Origin of the sequence: Flexivirga sp. (genome assembly GCF_035551235.1) — a bacterium.
In the GTDB taxonomy this organism is placed as follows: domain Bacteria; phylum Actinomycetota; class Actinomycetes; order Actinomycetales; family Dermatophilaceae; genus Flexivirga.
In genome coordinates this window covers 1-14815 of the sequence record NZ_DASZNO010000012.1, presented here as the reverse complement: position 1 = coordinate 14815, position 14815 = coordinate 1, and the positions used below count along the sequence as shown (strand labels likewise).

The window sequence follows — 14815 nt, the reverse complement described above, 5'->3', positions numbered from 1 at the left end:
GGGCCAGCAGGAGGTGCGCCATACCACACTGTGATGTCTCAGGACATCGGTAACACTTATGTCTCAGGACTTCGGTAACGCTACTGGTGGGGCCTGGTTACGTGCTTGGTAGCGGCGGCGGGCGACGGTCAGGGTGAATTCGGCGATCAGCTGGTTGCGGTCGAAGACAGCGATCTGACGGTGCTGCCGGATCACGGTCGCGATGATTCCGCCGTGGCGTTTCCCGACGCCGAGCTGGCGGCTGGCGGTGCTGAGCAAGCCGTTGTCAGAGACCTTGGCGGTGTAAATATCTACGGGCCATGGCGTCGGTTGCGAGCCGGGGCCGTCCATCGGGCCGAGGGCATATCGCTCGGCTGGAGTCATCCCGCGCAGGTGAGTCTTGCGACGGCGCTGGTTGTAGTGCTCGCGGTAGCGATCCAGCAGAGTTTGCAGCTGCTGCAGGCTCGCGGCTGCTGGCCGCTTGCGCAGCCACTTCAACACGGTGCCGTGGGCTCTCTCGTTCTTCCCACACGTCTGTGGGTGACGTACTGAACTTGTCAGCGGTACGACGCCCAGGGCCCGCAGGTTGGCTTCCAACGCGCTGACCCAACCACGACGGGCTCCGCTGAACGCGGTGCCGTTGTCGGTCAGGAACCGGGCCGGCAGGCCGTAACGTTCGCTGGCCCATAACACTGCGGCCCACACGTCCTGGGCGTTTTCACTGGTCACCGCTCGTAGGGCAAGGTCGAATCGTGAGCAGTCGTCGGTGAGCTGAAGAACGACCACGTGTCGGCCACTGGCCAGGCTGTAATCAAAGCCGTCCATTTGCCACATCGTGTTCGGGTGATCGGCCTCGAACCGGTGACGAGAGCGCCGCGGTCGTCGCTGGGGTACTTTCACGATCTGCCCGCGCTGGTCCAGGACGCGGTTGATCGTGGACCGTGACGGTAACTCGATCCCGGCCGGCCATTCCTTCGGCCTGTCGCGCAACCAGAACAGGATCTGGTCAGCGCCAGCGTCCCAACCGTCGTCGTCCAACTTCTTGCGAGCACGCACGAGAGCGTCTTCAGCTGCTGCGCTGAGCTTGGTCGGTGACGATCGTGGCCGTCGTGAGCGCGGGTAGAACCCTTGCACGCCCTCAGCGTTGAACCGCGCCACGTACTTGTAAAAAGTCTTAGTCGACACGCCCAGCAACGCGCACTCCGCGCGCACGTTAACCCGCTCGCCCCGACTCACCCGCGCAACCAACACCGCGAATTCTGGACTCACCGGAACCCCATCTCTGACCATCGCTCATCATGAGCAATCGCCCATCAGGTGTTACCGATGTCCTGAGACATCCAGTGCTACCGATGTCCTGAGACTCGACAGTGCGGCCCACCGCACGTGTTGCTGGTCCTAAGTCCGGTGGCGGGCTTGCGGGTGTCGGAGTCCTGCAGAAGGTGCGCTGCGCTTCGCCGCACTTTCTGCAGGGCCACGTCGTATGGCGCCAGCGCCTCAACCTACTCACGGCGACGCTCAGGATGGCGCTTCGTCGATGCGCCCGCCAGCAGTTGTGCCAGGTGCAGCGCGTCCTTGTCGGCCAGGTCACGCAGTTGGGTGCGGCAGGAGAAACCGTCGGCCAGGATCACATCCTCCGGGGTCGCGGCGCGCACGGCAGGCAGCAGGTTCGTCTCCGCGACGGCGACCGACACCTCGTAATGCCCTTGCTCGACCCCGAAATTGCCTGCCAGGCCACAACATCCGCCGACCCTGACGACTTCGGCGCCGGCGGACTTCAGCAGCGCCTCGTCCGCCGACCAGGACATCACTGCGTGATGGTGGCAGTGCGGCTGGGCGACGACGCGGGTGCCAGTCAGGTTCGGCGGTGTCCAGCGGTCGGTGCGCGTCAGCAGCTCGGCCAACGTGACGGTGGCGTGGGCGACCGTCGTCGCGCGCTCGTCGTCCGGCAACAGCTCGAGCAGGTCATGGCGCAGCACAGCGGTGCAGGATGGTTCGACGCCGACGATCGGCACGCCGTCGGCGGCGGCTGGTGCAAGCGTCGAAACCAGCGTGGTGAGCGTGCTTTTCGCCGCATCGAGCTGGCCCGTTGAGATCAGTGTCAGGCCGCAGCAGGTCGACCGTGACGGCAGCACCGGCTGGTAGCCGGCAGCACGCAGGACGGCGACCATCGCCTCGCCGATCTCCGGGGTGAACTCGTCGGTGAACGTGTCGACCCACAGCAGCGCGGGATTCTCGACGGCGCCGGCCCGGTAGGGATGCAGCTCGTGCTCCGCGGCCCACTGCGCGAACGACCTGGGCGCGATGACCGGGATCGAGCGCCGGGAGTCCACCCCGCCGAGTCGCTTGGCCGGGCCGACCTTGTCGCCGAATCGCATTGCCATCCGGGCGATTCGAGGAGTCCGGCGAGCGAGCCGAAGCCACTGCGGGAGACGGCCGAGCGTGTAATGCGAGATGGGGCGACGCCTTCCGGCATATGCCTGGTGCAGCACCTCGGACTTCATCGACGCCATGTCGACACCGGTCGGGCAGTCGGACAGGCAGCCCTTGCAGGACAGGCACAGGTCGAGTGCCTCGTGCACCTCCGGCGCGCGCCAATCCGCTTGCACGACAGTGCCGTTGATCATCTCCTGCAGCGCGCGGGCCCGGCCGCGGGTGGAGTCCTTCTCCTCCTTCGTCGCCTGGTATGACGGGCACATGACCCCGCCGGAGCCGGTGTTGTCGGCGCGGCACTTGCCGACGCCGGTGCAGCGGTGGACCGACTGGGCGAAGTCGCCGTCGTCGGCAGCCCAGGCGAGGGCGAGGGAGCTCGACCGGCGGGGGCGCGGTGCCGGCGGAGCGGGGAATCGCAGGTCGTCGTCGATCGGCGCGGGATCGACGAGAACGCCTGGGCTGAGCAGGTTCTCGGGATCGCAGATGCGCTTGGCCCTACCGAAGAGCGCCAGAGACGTCTCGTCATACATGTGCGGGAGGAGCTCGCTGCGCGCGCGCCCGTCGCCGTGCTCGCCGGACAGCGAGCCGCCATACCGGCCGACGAGGACGGCGGCGTCGGTCATGAAGGACCGCAGCACGTTTCGCGCGTCCGGGCGTTGCAACGGCAGATCCAGCCGCACGTGCATGCAGCCGTCGCCGAAGTGCCCGAACGGCGCGCTGGTCAGGCCGTGCGAGGTGACCAGCTCGTCGAAGTCGCGCAGGTAGGCGCCCAACTGCTCGGGTGGGACCGCTGCGTCCTCCCAGCCCGGCCACGCGGGTTCGCCGGCGGGTGATCGGCCGGCCAGGCCCGCGCCGTCGGCGCGGATCCGCCACAACGCGGCGGTCTCCGCAGCTGACATCACGACCCGCGAATCCACCGCTCCGAGAGCGGGATCCGCCGCAACGGCCGCCGCCCGGGCATCCACCTCGGCGAGGTCGTCACCGCTCACTTCCACGAACAGCCACGCGCCACCGCGCGGCAACTCGGGCACCGCGGCATCGCCGCGTCGGCTCCGCAGCACGTCGATCAGCCGCGCATCGAGTCCCTCGCACGCGGTCGGCTGGTGTACGAGCACGGCCGGTGAGGCGACGCCCGCGGCGACGATGTCGGTGAAGCCGAGTGCGATCATCCGGCGGTGCTTCGGGTCGGGCACCAGTCGCACTGTGGCTTCGGTGACGACCCCGAGCGTGCCCTCTGAACCGACCAGGAAGCGCGTGACGTCGGCGCCACGCTCGGGGAGCAGGTGTTCCAGGGAGTAACCGGAGACCTGCCGGCCGAACCGGCCGAACTGGGTGCGGATGTGCGCGAGGTCGCCCTGGGCGAGGCCGCGGAGCGCGGCTGCTTCCTCGGTCGGTGTCGCGTCGTCATACCCGCTGCGGACGGCGAATTCGCTTGTGGTGCCGAAGAACCCGCGCAGGGCGAGCACGTTGTCGACCGTTCGGCCGTAGCCGAGACTGCGTGACCCGCAGGCGTTGTTGCCGATCATGCCGCCGATGGTGCAGCGGGTCGAGGTCGACGGGTCCGGCCCGAAGCGCAGCCCGTATGGCGCAGCCGCGCGCTGCAGCTGCTCCTGCACCACGCCGGGTTGCACGCGCGCGGTGCGGGCCTCGGGGTCGATCTCCAGGATCCGGTTCAGGTGTCGCGAGGTGTCGACGACCAGGCCGGGACCCACCGCGTTGCCGGCCACGGACGTGCCTGCGCCCCGGCTCGTCAGCGGGACTCCGGCGTCCCGCGCCACGCCATACGCCGTTGCCAGCTCCTCGGCGGAGCGCGGGAAGGCGACCGCCAGCGGCGGCACCCGATAGAGCGACGCGTCCGAGCTGTAGATCGCGCGGGTCGTGTCGTCGCCACGGGCCTCGAGTCCGGCGGCGCGGAGAGCGGAAGTCAGCGTCATGGGTAACATGTTACCCATGACAATGGCGGACGACGCAGCTGTACGCATCCGCGGCTGGCTGTATGACGGCACGATCCGCCGCGACGCGTTCCACTCGGTGCCGGAGATGGCCGAGCGGCTCGGTATGTCGCGCAGCCCCGTGCGCGAGGGCCTGCTGCGCCTCGCGGAGGCCGGTCTCATCGAGTTCGTCCCGCAGCGCGGCTTCCGGCCGGTGCGCCCGAGCGGTCAGGACATCGCGGAGATCTTCGCGCTCCGGCTGGCACTGGAGCCGCCGGCCGCGGCGCATGCGGCCCGCGAGGGCGCGGAGCGCACGCGTGTCGTGCGGGAGTTGCGCGCGCAGCTGGCACGAATGCGGACCGCGGCGACCGCCGGCCGTGAGGCGGATTTCGGGGCAGCGGACGAACGCCTGCATGCGCTGATCCTGGAGTGCTCGGGCAGTCGCCGGCTGGTGTCGCTGGTCGCCGAGCTACGCGACACGGCGCGGCTCATCGGGGCGAACACCGCCGGGCGATCCCGTTCGCATCTGGACGTTCTCGAGGAGCACGAGCCCTTTGTCGATGCGATCGCCGACGGTGATCCGGCGCGTGCCGCGATGTCGATGCGACGGCATCTGATCGACACAGGAAGGCTGCTCGTGGCCCAGGCCCACGACGACGGCGACACGCATGCGTGGCACGCGTGGTCGAGTCTGGTCGACGAGGACGAGTAAGGGACGAGCGCTCGGATCAGTCCTGCGAACGCAGCACGCTCGCATCGGGTATGACGCGGGAGACCTCCCGCGCCGTGGTGGCGACGGCGGGTCCGAGCTCGTCGATCCGGTCCTTGTGCATGCGCACGCTGGGCGCCTGCAGCACGACCGCGGCTCGCGCGATCCCGTCGCCATCGAGCACCGGTGCGCCGACGCATCGGACGCCCTCGACGTTCTCCTCGATGTCGATCGAGTAGCCGCGGTCGCGGATCTGCTCCAACTGGCGCTCCAACTGCGCGCGCGTGGCGAGAGTGCCCGGCCCGACCGGCGGCAACCGGGTCGGCAACTCGGCAAGGTAGGCGGCCGTCGCGTCCCCGAAGGCCAGCATCGCCTTGCCGGAAGCCGTGCTGTAGAGCGGGAATCGAGCCCCGACATGCTGGACGAAACGCAGGGGGAGGGTCGACTGCACGCGGGCCAGCACCACCGACTCGGCGCCGTCGCGCGCCGCGAGGTTCACCGACTCATGTGAGCTCTCCGCCAGTCCCTGCAACGGTTGCATCGCCTTGTCGAGACCCAGCACCCGCTCGGCGGAACGGCCGAGGACGACCGCGCGCGGTCCGAGGTGGTAGCGGTCGGTCTCCGGATCGCGCAGCAGCATGCCCTCGGCGACCAGCGCCTTCGCGATACGGCTGGCTGTCCCGGCCGTGAGACCGGTGCGCTGCGCCAGGTCGCCGGTCGACAACTCCCCGTTGTCGGCGAGGACGCCGAGCACGCTGAGGGCGCGCTCGATGGCCTGCGTGCCGGTTGGTGCATTCACGGATTTCGCCACGCGCCGACTCTACGGGCAGGCACTGCCGGCGTATGGCGACACCGGCCGCGGCGCGGGCCAGGGGGTCCGCAGAAAATCCGCGCGAACCTCTTGTGTCCTGCATCACATCTCCGTAATGTGGCGCAGCACACCACATTATGAGTCAAGGAGAATCGATGACCACTGTGAACGAGTCCGTCTTCACCTGGGCCGCACCGCCGCTGAAATTCGGCGTGGGTGCGCTGGCCGAGGTCGGTGCAGAGGTCGGCGCACGAGGCGCCCGCTCGGTGCTGGTGCTCACCGATCCGGGCGTCGCCGAGTCCGGGGTGCCCGCGCGGGTCGTCGAGTCCCTGCGCGCGGCAGGACTGGCCACCACGCTCTACGACCAGGTCGGCGTCGAGCCGACCGATGAGTCCATCGGCGAGGCCATCGACTTCGCGCGGCAGGGCGACTACGACGCGTATGTCGCCGTCGGTGGCGGTTCGGCGATCGACACGGCCAAGGCCGTCAACCTGCTGACCACGCACGACGGCGAGTTGCTCGACTTCGTCACGCCACCGATCGGCGGTGGCCGACGGCCGAGCAACCCGCTGAAGCCGTTGATCGCCATACCCACCACGGCCGGCACCGGTTCGGAGTCGACCACCATCTGCGTCATCGACATGCTGCGGCTGCACCTCAAGGCCGGCATCAGCCACCCGGCGCTGCGCCCGGACCTCGCGATCGTCGACCCGACGACGACGCTGACGCTCCCGCCCGAGGTCACCGCGGCCAGCGGCATGGACGTCCTGTCCCACGCGCTGGAGAGCTACACCAGCGTCCCGTTCGACTCCAAGCCCGCGCCGGACGACCCGATGGCGCGCCCCGCGTTCTGCGGTGCCAACCCGATCAGCGACGTCTGGTGCGAGATGGCGCTGAAGCTGGTCGGCGCCAACCTGCGCCGCGCCGTCATGAACGGTCGTGATGTGCAGGCCCGCACCCAGATGGCGCTCGCATCGACATACGCCGGAACGGGTTTCGGCAATGCCGGCACACACCTGCCGCACGCGAACGCCTACCCGATCGCCGGTGCGGTGAAGGCCTACAAGGCCTCGGGCTACCCGGAGATGCCGATGGTCCCGCACGGCCAGGCCGTCTCGGTCACCGCGCCGCACGTCTTCCGCTGGACCTACCCGGGCGACCCGCAGCGCCACCTGCGCGCCGCCGAACTGCTCAGTGGCCGCACCTTCACCGGGGTCGACGGCGCGGACGCGCTCGCCGGCGTGCTGCAGGAGCTGATGACCGACATCGGCATCCCGAGCACCCTCGGTGCTTTCGGGTATGACGAGAGCGATGTCGACACCCTGGTGGCCGGCGCGCTCAAGCAGACCCGCCAGTTGTCCGTGGTCCCGCGACCCGTCACCGCCGAAGCGCTCGGCGACATCTTCCGCGCGGCCCTCTGAGCCGGACCGCACCAGACCTAGGAGGTCACCGATGTCGAAGGACCAAGAGGCGATCGACGCACCGACGGTACGCCCGGGCACGAAGCAGATCCGGGCGGTCCTCGCGTCATGTGTGATGGGCACGACCGTGGAGTGGTACGACTTCTTCCTCTACGGAGTTGCCGCGGGGCTCATCTTCAACAAGCAGTTCTTCCCCTCCCACGACCCCGCGGTCAGCACGATGCTCGCGTTCGCGACGTTCGCGCTCGGCTTCGTGGCGCGGCCGATCGGTGGGCTGATCTTCGGGCACATCGGCGACCGGATGGGCCGCAAGCGCACGCTGGTGATGACCATGCTCATCATGGGCGTCGCGACGTTCCTGATCGGGTGCCTGCCGACATACGACCAAGTGGGACTGCTCGCGCCGACGCTGCTGATCGTGCTGCGACTGCTGCAGGGCGTCGCGGTCGGCGGTGAATGGGGTGGCGCGGTGCTCATGTCGGTGGAATACGCCCCGCCCGGCAGGAAGGCCCTCTACGGATCGACACCGCAGGCCGGCCTGGCGGTCGGACTGGTCCTGGGCACCGGCGTCTTCGCGCTCACCGGTGCGGTGATGAGTGACGCCGCCTTCGCCTCGTGGGGTTGGCGGATCACCTTCTGGCTGAGCCTGTTGCTGGTGATCATCGGTCTGATCGTGCGGCTCAAGGTGATGGAGACGCCCGCCTTCCGTGACCTGGAACAGAGTGAGGGCAAGGCGAAGGTGCCGGCCAAGGAGCTGTTGTCCGACCCGACCAGTCGCCGAAATCTGTTGCTGGGTATGGGAGCTCGTTGGGTGGAGGGTGTCGCCTTCAATGCATGGGCGGTCTTCTCGATCAGCTATGCGACCGACACCCTGGGCATGGAGCGCCAGCCGGCGCTACTCGGGGTGATGGCCGGCGCGCTCGTGCTGTTGGTCCTCATCCCGGTGAGCGGGATGATCGCCGACCGGGTCGGGATGCGCCAGACCTACGCGGCCGGAGCCGTCCTGGCGGCGATCGCGCCGATCCTGGTCTTCCCGATGCTGCACACCGGCAACGCGGTCGTCTTCGGCCTGGGCATCGTGCTCGCGCTCGGCGTGCTCTACCCGCTGATGTACGGCCCCGAGGGTGCGTTCTTCGCCGGGCTCTTCCCGGTGCACGTGCGCTACACCGGCATCTCGGCCGTCTATCAGGTGTCGGGCATCGTCGCGTCCGGCCTCACCCCGATGATCCTGACGTGGTTGCTGGATCGGGCGGATGGCGGGACGAGTCTGCTGATCGGCTACTTCGTGCTGACCGGCGCGGTGTCCGCCGTGTGCGCGCTGTGCATCCGGTCGACACCGGTGCGACGGCGGGCCGGCCGCCGGAAGCGGGCCACCGAGACCGCTTCGGCGGTATGACGGCCGGGCCGCCTCAGCGGATCAGGTCGTGGCACACGTCAGCGAGTGCACGCACGCCGGGAGTGATGGCACGGGTCGGTATGGCGCCGTAGCCCAGCCGGAAATGCCTACGCGCCAACGCATCCGAGTGCTGGAAGAAGATGTCGCCGCGCTCGACGAGCACTCCCGCTTCCCGCGCCAGCGTGGTGAGCTCCCGCGCATCGAACCCCTCCGGGCCGCGCAGCCAGAGGCTGACGCCGCCCGGAGGGAACGGACCGGTCTCGAAGGGCAGGTCGCGTTCGACGGCCCCGGTGATGGTGGTCCAGTGTTGCTGGAGTCGCTCACGGTGCCGCCGCAGCGCGCGGTGGTAGTCGCCGCTGGTGATGAAAATCGCCATCGCACGTTGCAATTGCCCTGGGGGATGGCGCAATTCGTAACGTCTCACCTGGGTCAGTTCTCGTACCAGATCGCGATGTGCGACGAGGTAGCCCAGGCGCAGTCCGGGGGAGAGGAACTTCGAGAACGTCCCGAGGTAAACGACGTCGCCGGTCGGGTCCAGCGCCTTCAGTGCGGGGCTGGGCTGGCCGCGATATCGGAACTCCGAGTCGTAATCGTCCTCGACCAGCACGCTGCGAGCCTGGCCGGCGCGCTGGACGAAACGCAGGCGTCGCTCCATCGACAGCGTGACGTTCGTGGGCGCCTGGTGGCTGGGCGTGACGTAGAGCAGGTCGATGTCGCCGAAGTCCTCCGGCGGGATCGCCCCGTCCGCGTCGACGGCCATCGGTCGCAACGTCGCACCGGTCCGGGTGAAGATGTGCCGGGCATCGAGATATCCCGGATCTTCCATAGCCACAACGCTTTTGCTGCCGAGCAGGGCGCGACCGAGCAGGTCGAGGCCGTGCTGAGAACCGACCGTGATCATGATCTCGTCGGGGTCCGCCTCGATACCGCGCGTCGGCAGCAACTGCCGGCGGATCGCGTCGACGAGCATCGGGTCGTCGACGCCGAGACTGTCCTGCAGCGACGGGAAGACGTGCGGGTGATAGAGCGACTCACGCAGTGCTCGTTGCCAGGCCCGGACCGGGAAGCTGCGCACGTCGGTCTGTCCGGCGAGGAAGGGATAGGGGTACGACGCCCAGTCCGCGACCTTCTCGATGTGCGGCAGCCCTGCGTCGGGGAAGGTCCGCGTCCGGCGGGACCAGTCGATGCCCGAGGTGCGCTGCACCCCGCCCGCCAGGGCCGACTGCACCTCGGGGTTGACGAACAGGCCCTTGCGCACGCGGCTGACGACGATGCCCGCAGCGATCAGTTCCTCGTAGGCAAGCTTGATGGTGTTGCGCGAGACGCCGAGTTCGATGGCGAGCGCGCGCGAGCTCGGCAACGCTTCCTGCGGGTCGAACATCCCTGTGGTTACTGCGTTTTCGAGGGCGCGGCGAACCTGTCGATAGAGCGGCTCGGCACTATCGCGATCCAGCTGGAGCAGGGTCAGCGCCAACGTCTCATCTCCTTCGGTGATCGCGGGGCGTTCGACCATCAAACCAACGCAGCGCACGCTCGTGGGTCGATTCGGTGTTCTTCATTGTCCTCGAGATCTGGGTCCATCAATCATCTCTCTACTGGACCTTCTAAGGCCCAGCGTGCTGCCCCAGTGTGGATCGTGCAACCACCTACCGCGTCCTTGGGAGGCACTCATGTCTGACACCCGCGCACTCGCCCAGCGCCACCTCTTCCCGCACTTCACCCGCGGGCAGGCCTGGAAGGACGAGGGCCTGCCGATCATCGAGCGCGGCGAGGGCTGTTACCTGTATGACGACACCGGTCGTCGCTTCCTGGACGGACTCGCCGGCTTGTTCTGCGTCAACATCGGCCACGGTCGTAGCGACATACCGGCGGCTGCTGCCAAGCAGATGGAGAAGCTCGCCTACTGGACCAACTGGTCCGCGGCGCACCCGATGGCCGCCGATGCGGCCGCGACGATCGCGCGGCGGGCACCCGGCGACCTCGACACCGTCTTCTTCGTCAACTCCGGCTCCGAGGCCGTCGAGTCCGCGGTGAAGTTCGCGCGGCAGTACTGGCGCAGCCAGGGCCAGCCGGAGCGCACCAAGATCCTCTCCCGCGACATGGCCTACCACGGGACCACGCTCGGCGCGCTCGCGGTGACGGCGATCCCGAAGTACAAGGAGCCGTTCGGGCCGCTGATGCCCGGCATCCGGCACTTCCCGAACACGCTCGGCGAGCAGGTACCCGAGGGCGGCACGGCCGCCGACCTGCCGTCGCTGAAGGCACTGGTCGACATCATCGAGGAGGAGGGCCCGCAGACGATCGCGGCCATCTTCGCCGAGCCGGTGCAGAACTCCCGCGGTGCGCTGGTGCCGCCGGAGGGCTACTGGCCGGAGCTGCGCGCCATCGCGGACCGCTACGGCATCCTGCTCGTCGCCGACGAGGTCATCTGTGCCTACGGCCGGCTCGGCGAGTGGTTCGGCTCCGCGAAGTATGACGTCGTGCCCGACCTGATCACCTTCGCCAAGGGCTCGACGTCCGGCTACGCACCACTCGGCGGCGTGCTCATCCGGCAGCCGCTCGCCGCCGCGCTGCTGGACTCGCCGAGTGCCGGCATGTTCACCCACGGCGCGACATGGGGCGGCCACCCGGTGTCCACAGCGGTCGCGCTGACCAACCTCGGTGCGCTCGCCGAGGAGCAGGTGCTGGAGAACGTCCGCGCCAACGAGCCCTACTTCCAGCAACAACTGGACCGCCTCGTCGACGCCCACCCGACGCTCGGCGAATGGCGCGGCACCGGCTACTTCTACGCGCTGGAACTGACCGGTGACAGTGCGAGCGGGCGGCAACTCACCGCCGAGGAGGGCGGCGCGCTGGTGCGCGAGGTCATGCCGAAGGCGATGCGTGACGTCGGGCTGATCACCCGTCCGGACGACCGCGGCGCGACCATGCTCATGCTCTCGCCGCCGCTGATCGCCGACCGCGAGGTCCTCGACGACCTCTTCCACTGTGTCGACGCGGTGCTCACCGCCACCGACCACTACATCCGTCCCTGACCCGCCATACGAAAGCGAGACACCCATGCGCATCAGCGTTCCTGCAGAGGTCAAGAACCACGAATACCGCGTCGCGGCAACACCGTCCGGCGTGCATGAGCTGGTCCAGCACGGCCATGAAGTCCTCGTCGAGACGGGCGCCGGCCTTGGTTCCTCCATCACCGACGCGGAGTATGTCGCCGCCGGCGCTCGGATCGCGCCGTCTGCCGAGGAGACCTGGGCAGCCGCGGAGATGGTGCTGAAGGTCAAGGAGCCCATCGAGTCCGAATACGGCTTTCTCCGCAAGGACCTGACACTCTTCACCTACCTGCACCTTGCCGCGTCCGCGCCCTGCACTGACGCGCTTCTGTCGTCGGGTGCCACCGGAATCGCTTACGAGACAGTCCAATTGCCGAATGGCGCACTCCCGTTGCTCTACCCGATGAGTGAGGTCGCGGGGTGCCTCGCGCCGCAGGAGGGCGCCCATCACCTGATGAAGGCGCAGGGCGGCCGCGGCGTCCTGCTCGGCGGCGTCTCCGGCGTCCGGCCGGCCAAGGTCGTGGTCCTCGGTGCCGGCGTCTCCGGCATGAACGCGATCGCCATGGCCGTGGGCATGTGGGCGGACGTGACCGTCTTCGACACCAATGTCGACAAGTTGCGTGCCCTCGACCGCCGGTATGACGGACGGGTCAAGACAGTGGTCGCCAATGCCTTCGAGATCGAGAAGGCGGTCACCGACGCGGACCTCGTCATCGGTGCGGTGCTGGTCGCCGGGGCGAAGGCGCCGAAGCTGGTCACCAACGAGATGGTCAGCCGGATGCAGCCCGGCAGCGTGCTGGTCGACATCGCGATCGACCAGGGCGGTTGCTTCGAGGACTCGCGTCCGACAACCCATGCCGAGCCGACGTTCACGGTGCACAACTCGATCTTCTACTGCGTTGCGAACATGCCTGGGGCTGTTGCCAATACGTCCACCTACGCGCTGACCAACGTGACGCTGCCGTATGCCGTCGCGCTGGCGGACAAGGGCTGGCAGCAGGCGCTGCGGGACGACGCGACCCTTGCGGGCGGCCTCAACACCTTCGAGGGGCACGTCACCAGTGAGCCGGTCGCCACTGCGCATGGGCTCGAGTGGACCTCGATCGAGGAGGTTCTCGGCCGATGACCGAGCCGCTCTCGAGCGGATGGGTGCAGCGCCTGAGCGATCAGTGCGCTGCACCCGTGGCGGTCGTGCTCGCCGAAGGCGAGGACCGGAGGGTCCGGGAAGCGGCGTCCGAACTCGCCGCACTCGGCGTGCGACCGATCCTCGTCGGCCGGTGGCGCGCGGATCTGTCCCGCGAGGTGGAGTGCCGCTCGGTGCACGAGCTGCACACTGCCACGGTTGCTGCACGGCTGGACGAACTCGCAGCGCGCAAGGGCTGGTCGGCCTCGCGTCGGCGGGAGGCTGCCGCGGATCCGCTTCTCGTGTCGGCCTTTTCGGTGGGCGCGGGCGAGGCCGATGCGGCGGTCGCCGGCGCGGTGACACCGTCGGGGGACGTCATACGTGCGGCGCTGCGCGGGATCGGTCTGGCGCCGGGCACGGCATTGCTGTCCAGTTGCTTCCTGCTCGAGCTCGGCACTGGCGCACCGGTCGCCTTCGCCGACTGTGCCGTGGTGCCGGAGCCGGACTCGGCAGGTCTCACGGACATCGCGCTGAGCACCGCGCACACCTTCGGTGCCCTCACCGGCCGTGAACCGGTGGTCGCGATGCTTTCCTTCAGCACCGGGGGTAGCGCCGATCACCCGAGCGTGCGGCTGGTGCGGGAGGCGACCGCCCTTGCGCTGCAACGGGATCCGTCGTTGCGCATTGATGGCGAGTTGCAGTTCGACGCAGCCTTCATCCCGTCGGTTGCCGCGAGCAAGGCACCGGACTCGTCGGTCGCCGGCGCGGCGAACGTTTTCGTCTTCCCCAACCTCGCTGCGGGCAACATCGGTTACAAGATCGCCGAGCGGATCGGCAACGCATCGGCATACGGCCCGATCCTGCAGGGGCTCCGGGCGCCGATGAACGACCTGTCGCGTGGTTGCTCCGCCCAGGATGTCGTCAACGTGTCGCTCATCAGTGCACTGCAGGCGGTCAGTGCGGACCGTTCCGCTGTCGCCGGCTGAGTCGTCGGCCGCTGGCATGGCCGAGGTGGCCGAGGAGCCCGTGAGGCACGAGCGGGCGTCTCGAGGTCCCGCCTCGTGGGGCATTGCTGAGGTGGCCGAGGAGCCGGTGAGGTACGAGCGGGCGTCTCGAGGTCCCGCCTCGTGGGCCGTACACCGGAGGCTTCAGCCGGCGCCACCCTGCACCGGATAGTCGACGACGACCGCGCCGCCGGTCGCGTAGTTGGCGACATCGGCGGCCACCTGTCGACCGAGCGGTGATGCCCGCCCTGCGGCCATGGAGGCAGCATCGGCGAAATCGCCCTCGAAGACTGCGAAGTACGGCGGTTCACCCGTAGCCGCGGCCACGTCGAAGCTGTAGCGCCACGCAAGTAGGCCGGGCAGCCTGCTGACCATCGGAAGATGAGTGGTCACGTAGTAGTCGCGGAAGTGATCGGGGTCGAGTGGCTTGGGATACAGGACTAGCAACTTGTGCATGAGTACCTCCGTCTGAGAGGTCGGACGATAGCAGCGCTCGACGGCCCGGTTCACTGGCAAAGCCGCGGTGGCCGAGGGGCCGGAGGAGCGCAGCGGGGGGCGTCTTGAGCTCCCGCGTTTCGAGGTCCCGCCCGTGGATCGTGCTCAGGCGGCGGTGTTGTGGTGGCCAGGCATGCGGCCCGGTGTCAGGTCCCATTCGACCCGGTCGGGGAGAACTTGGGCGGTGTAGCCCTGCCGGTGCACGGTGTGATGGTGGCGGCCGCACAGGAGTGCGGAATCGGCGAGGGAGGTGTCGCCGCCGGCCCACCAGGGTGTGACGTGGTGGACTTCGCAGAATCCTGGTGGTCGGTCGCAGCCGGGGAAGGTGCAGCCGCCGTCGCGCAGGATCACCGCGGCCCTAATGGCTTTGGTGGCGAGGCGTTCTCGCCGGCCGACGTCGAGTGGTTGGCTGGGTCCGCCGAGGACGGCGGGGATGAGGTCGGCGGTGCAGGCGAACCGG

11 protein-coding genes and 1 pseudogene are annotated in these 14815 nt (G+C 68.7%); 6 read left to right on the top strand and 6 right to left on the bottom strand.

Annotation, left to right across the window (positions count from 1 at the left end):
• Positions 1-63: 63 nt before the first annotated feature.
• Positions 64-1248, bottom strand: a complete 1185-nt coding sequence (locus tag VG502_RS02330) for a DDE-type integrase/transposase/recombinase (RefSeq protein WP_325548309.1) — start codon at positions 1246-1248, stop codon at positions 64-66.
• Between the two features lie 233 nt (positions 1249-1481).
• Entirely contained in the window at positions 1482-4346 is a 2865-nt protein-coding gene (locus VG502_RS02325) for an FAD-binding and (Fe-S)-binding domain-containing protein (RefSeq protein WP_325548307.1), read from the bottom strand.
• 16 nt (positions 4347-4362) lie between these two features.
• Between VG502_RS02325 and VG502_RS02320 the strand changes: the two genes are divergently transcribed.
• Positions 4363-5055: a GntR family transcriptional regulator gene (locus VG502_RS02320; protein ID WP_325548305.1), complete on the top strand. Its 693-nt coding sequence runs from the start codon at positions 4363-4365 to the stop codon at positions 5053-5055.
• 16 nt (positions 5056-5071) lie between these two features.
• Here VG502_RS02320 and VG502_RS02315 read toward each other — a convergent pair whose 3' ends face one another.
• Positions 5072-5863 carry an IclR family transcriptional regulator gene (locus VG502_RS02315; RefSeq protein WP_325548304.1) on the bottom strand — a complete coding sequence of 264 codons (792 nt, stop codon included), beginning with the start codon at positions 5861-5863 and terminating at the stop codon, positions 5072-5074.
• Positions 5864-6018: 155 nt separating this feature from the next.
• Here VG502_RS02315 and VG502_RS02310 point away from each other — a divergent pair, with 155 nt between their 5' ends.
• Together VG502_RS02310 and VG502_RS02305 are read left to right on the top strand one after the other, a co-directional pair.
• Complete coding sequence (locus VG502_RS02310; RefSeq protein ID WP_325548302.1) at positions 6019-7284, top strand: hydroxyacid-oxoacid transhydrogenase; 1266 nt, start codon at positions 6019-6021, stop codon at positions 7282-7284.
• 31 nt (positions 7285-7315) lie between these two features.
• A complete protein-coding gene (locus VG502_RS02305) occupies positions 7316-8680 on the top strand; it encodes an MFS transporter (protein WP_325548300.1) in 1365 nt (454 codons plus the stop codon).
• Positions 8681-8693: 13 nt separating this feature from the next.
• Here the strand turns inward: VG502_RS02305 and pdxR are convergent, their stop codons facing one another.
• On the bottom strand, positions 8694-10193 hold the full coding sequence (pdxR, locus tag VG502_RS02300) for a MocR-like pyridoxine biosynthesis transcription factor PdxR (protein WP_325548299.1): 1500 nt from the start codon (positions 10191-10193) through the stop codon (positions 8694-8696).
• 157 nt (positions 10194-10350) lie between these two features.
• On the opposite strand from pdxR, the gene VG502_RS02295 reads away from it, so the two are divergent.
• The 3 genes from VG502_RS02295 to VG502_RS02285 are packed head-to-tail and all read left to right on the top strand — an operon-like array spanning position 10351 to position 13842.
• The gene (locus VG502_RS02295) at positions 10351-11715 is read left to right on the top strand and encodes an aspartate aminotransferase family protein (RefSeq protein ID WP_325548298.1); all 1365 of its coding nucleotides are present in this window, start codon (positions 10351-10353) and stop codon (positions 11713-11715) included.
• 25 nt (positions 11716-11740) lie between these two features.
• A complete protein-coding gene (gene ald / locus VG502_RS02290; RefSeq protein ID WP_325548296.1) occupies positions 11741-12859 on the top strand; it encodes an alanine dehydrogenase in 1119 nt (372 codons plus the stop codon).
• On the top strand, positions 12856-13842 hold the full coding sequence (locus VG502_RS02285) for a phosphotransacetylase (protein ID WP_325548294.1): 987 nt from the start codon (positions 12856-12858) through the stop codon (positions 13840-13842). The genes ald and VG502_RS02285 overlap by 4 nt, the downstream gene beginning before the upstream one ends.
• A gap of 162 nt (positions 13843-14004) precedes the next feature.
• Here VG502_RS02285 and VG502_RS02280 read toward each other — a convergent pair whose 3' ends face one another.
• Together VG502_RS02280 and VG502_RS02275 are read right to left on the bottom strand one after the other, a co-directional pair.
• On the bottom strand, positions 14005-14316 hold the full coding sequence (locus VG502_RS02280) for an EthD family reductase (RefSeq protein WP_325548292.1): 312 nt from the start codon (positions 14314-14316) through the stop codon (positions 14005-14007).
• Positions 14317-14460: 144 nt separating this feature from the next.
• Positions 14461-14815: pseudogene (locus VG502_RS02275) on the bottom strand (HNH endonuclease signature motif containing protein); the annotation flags it as partial.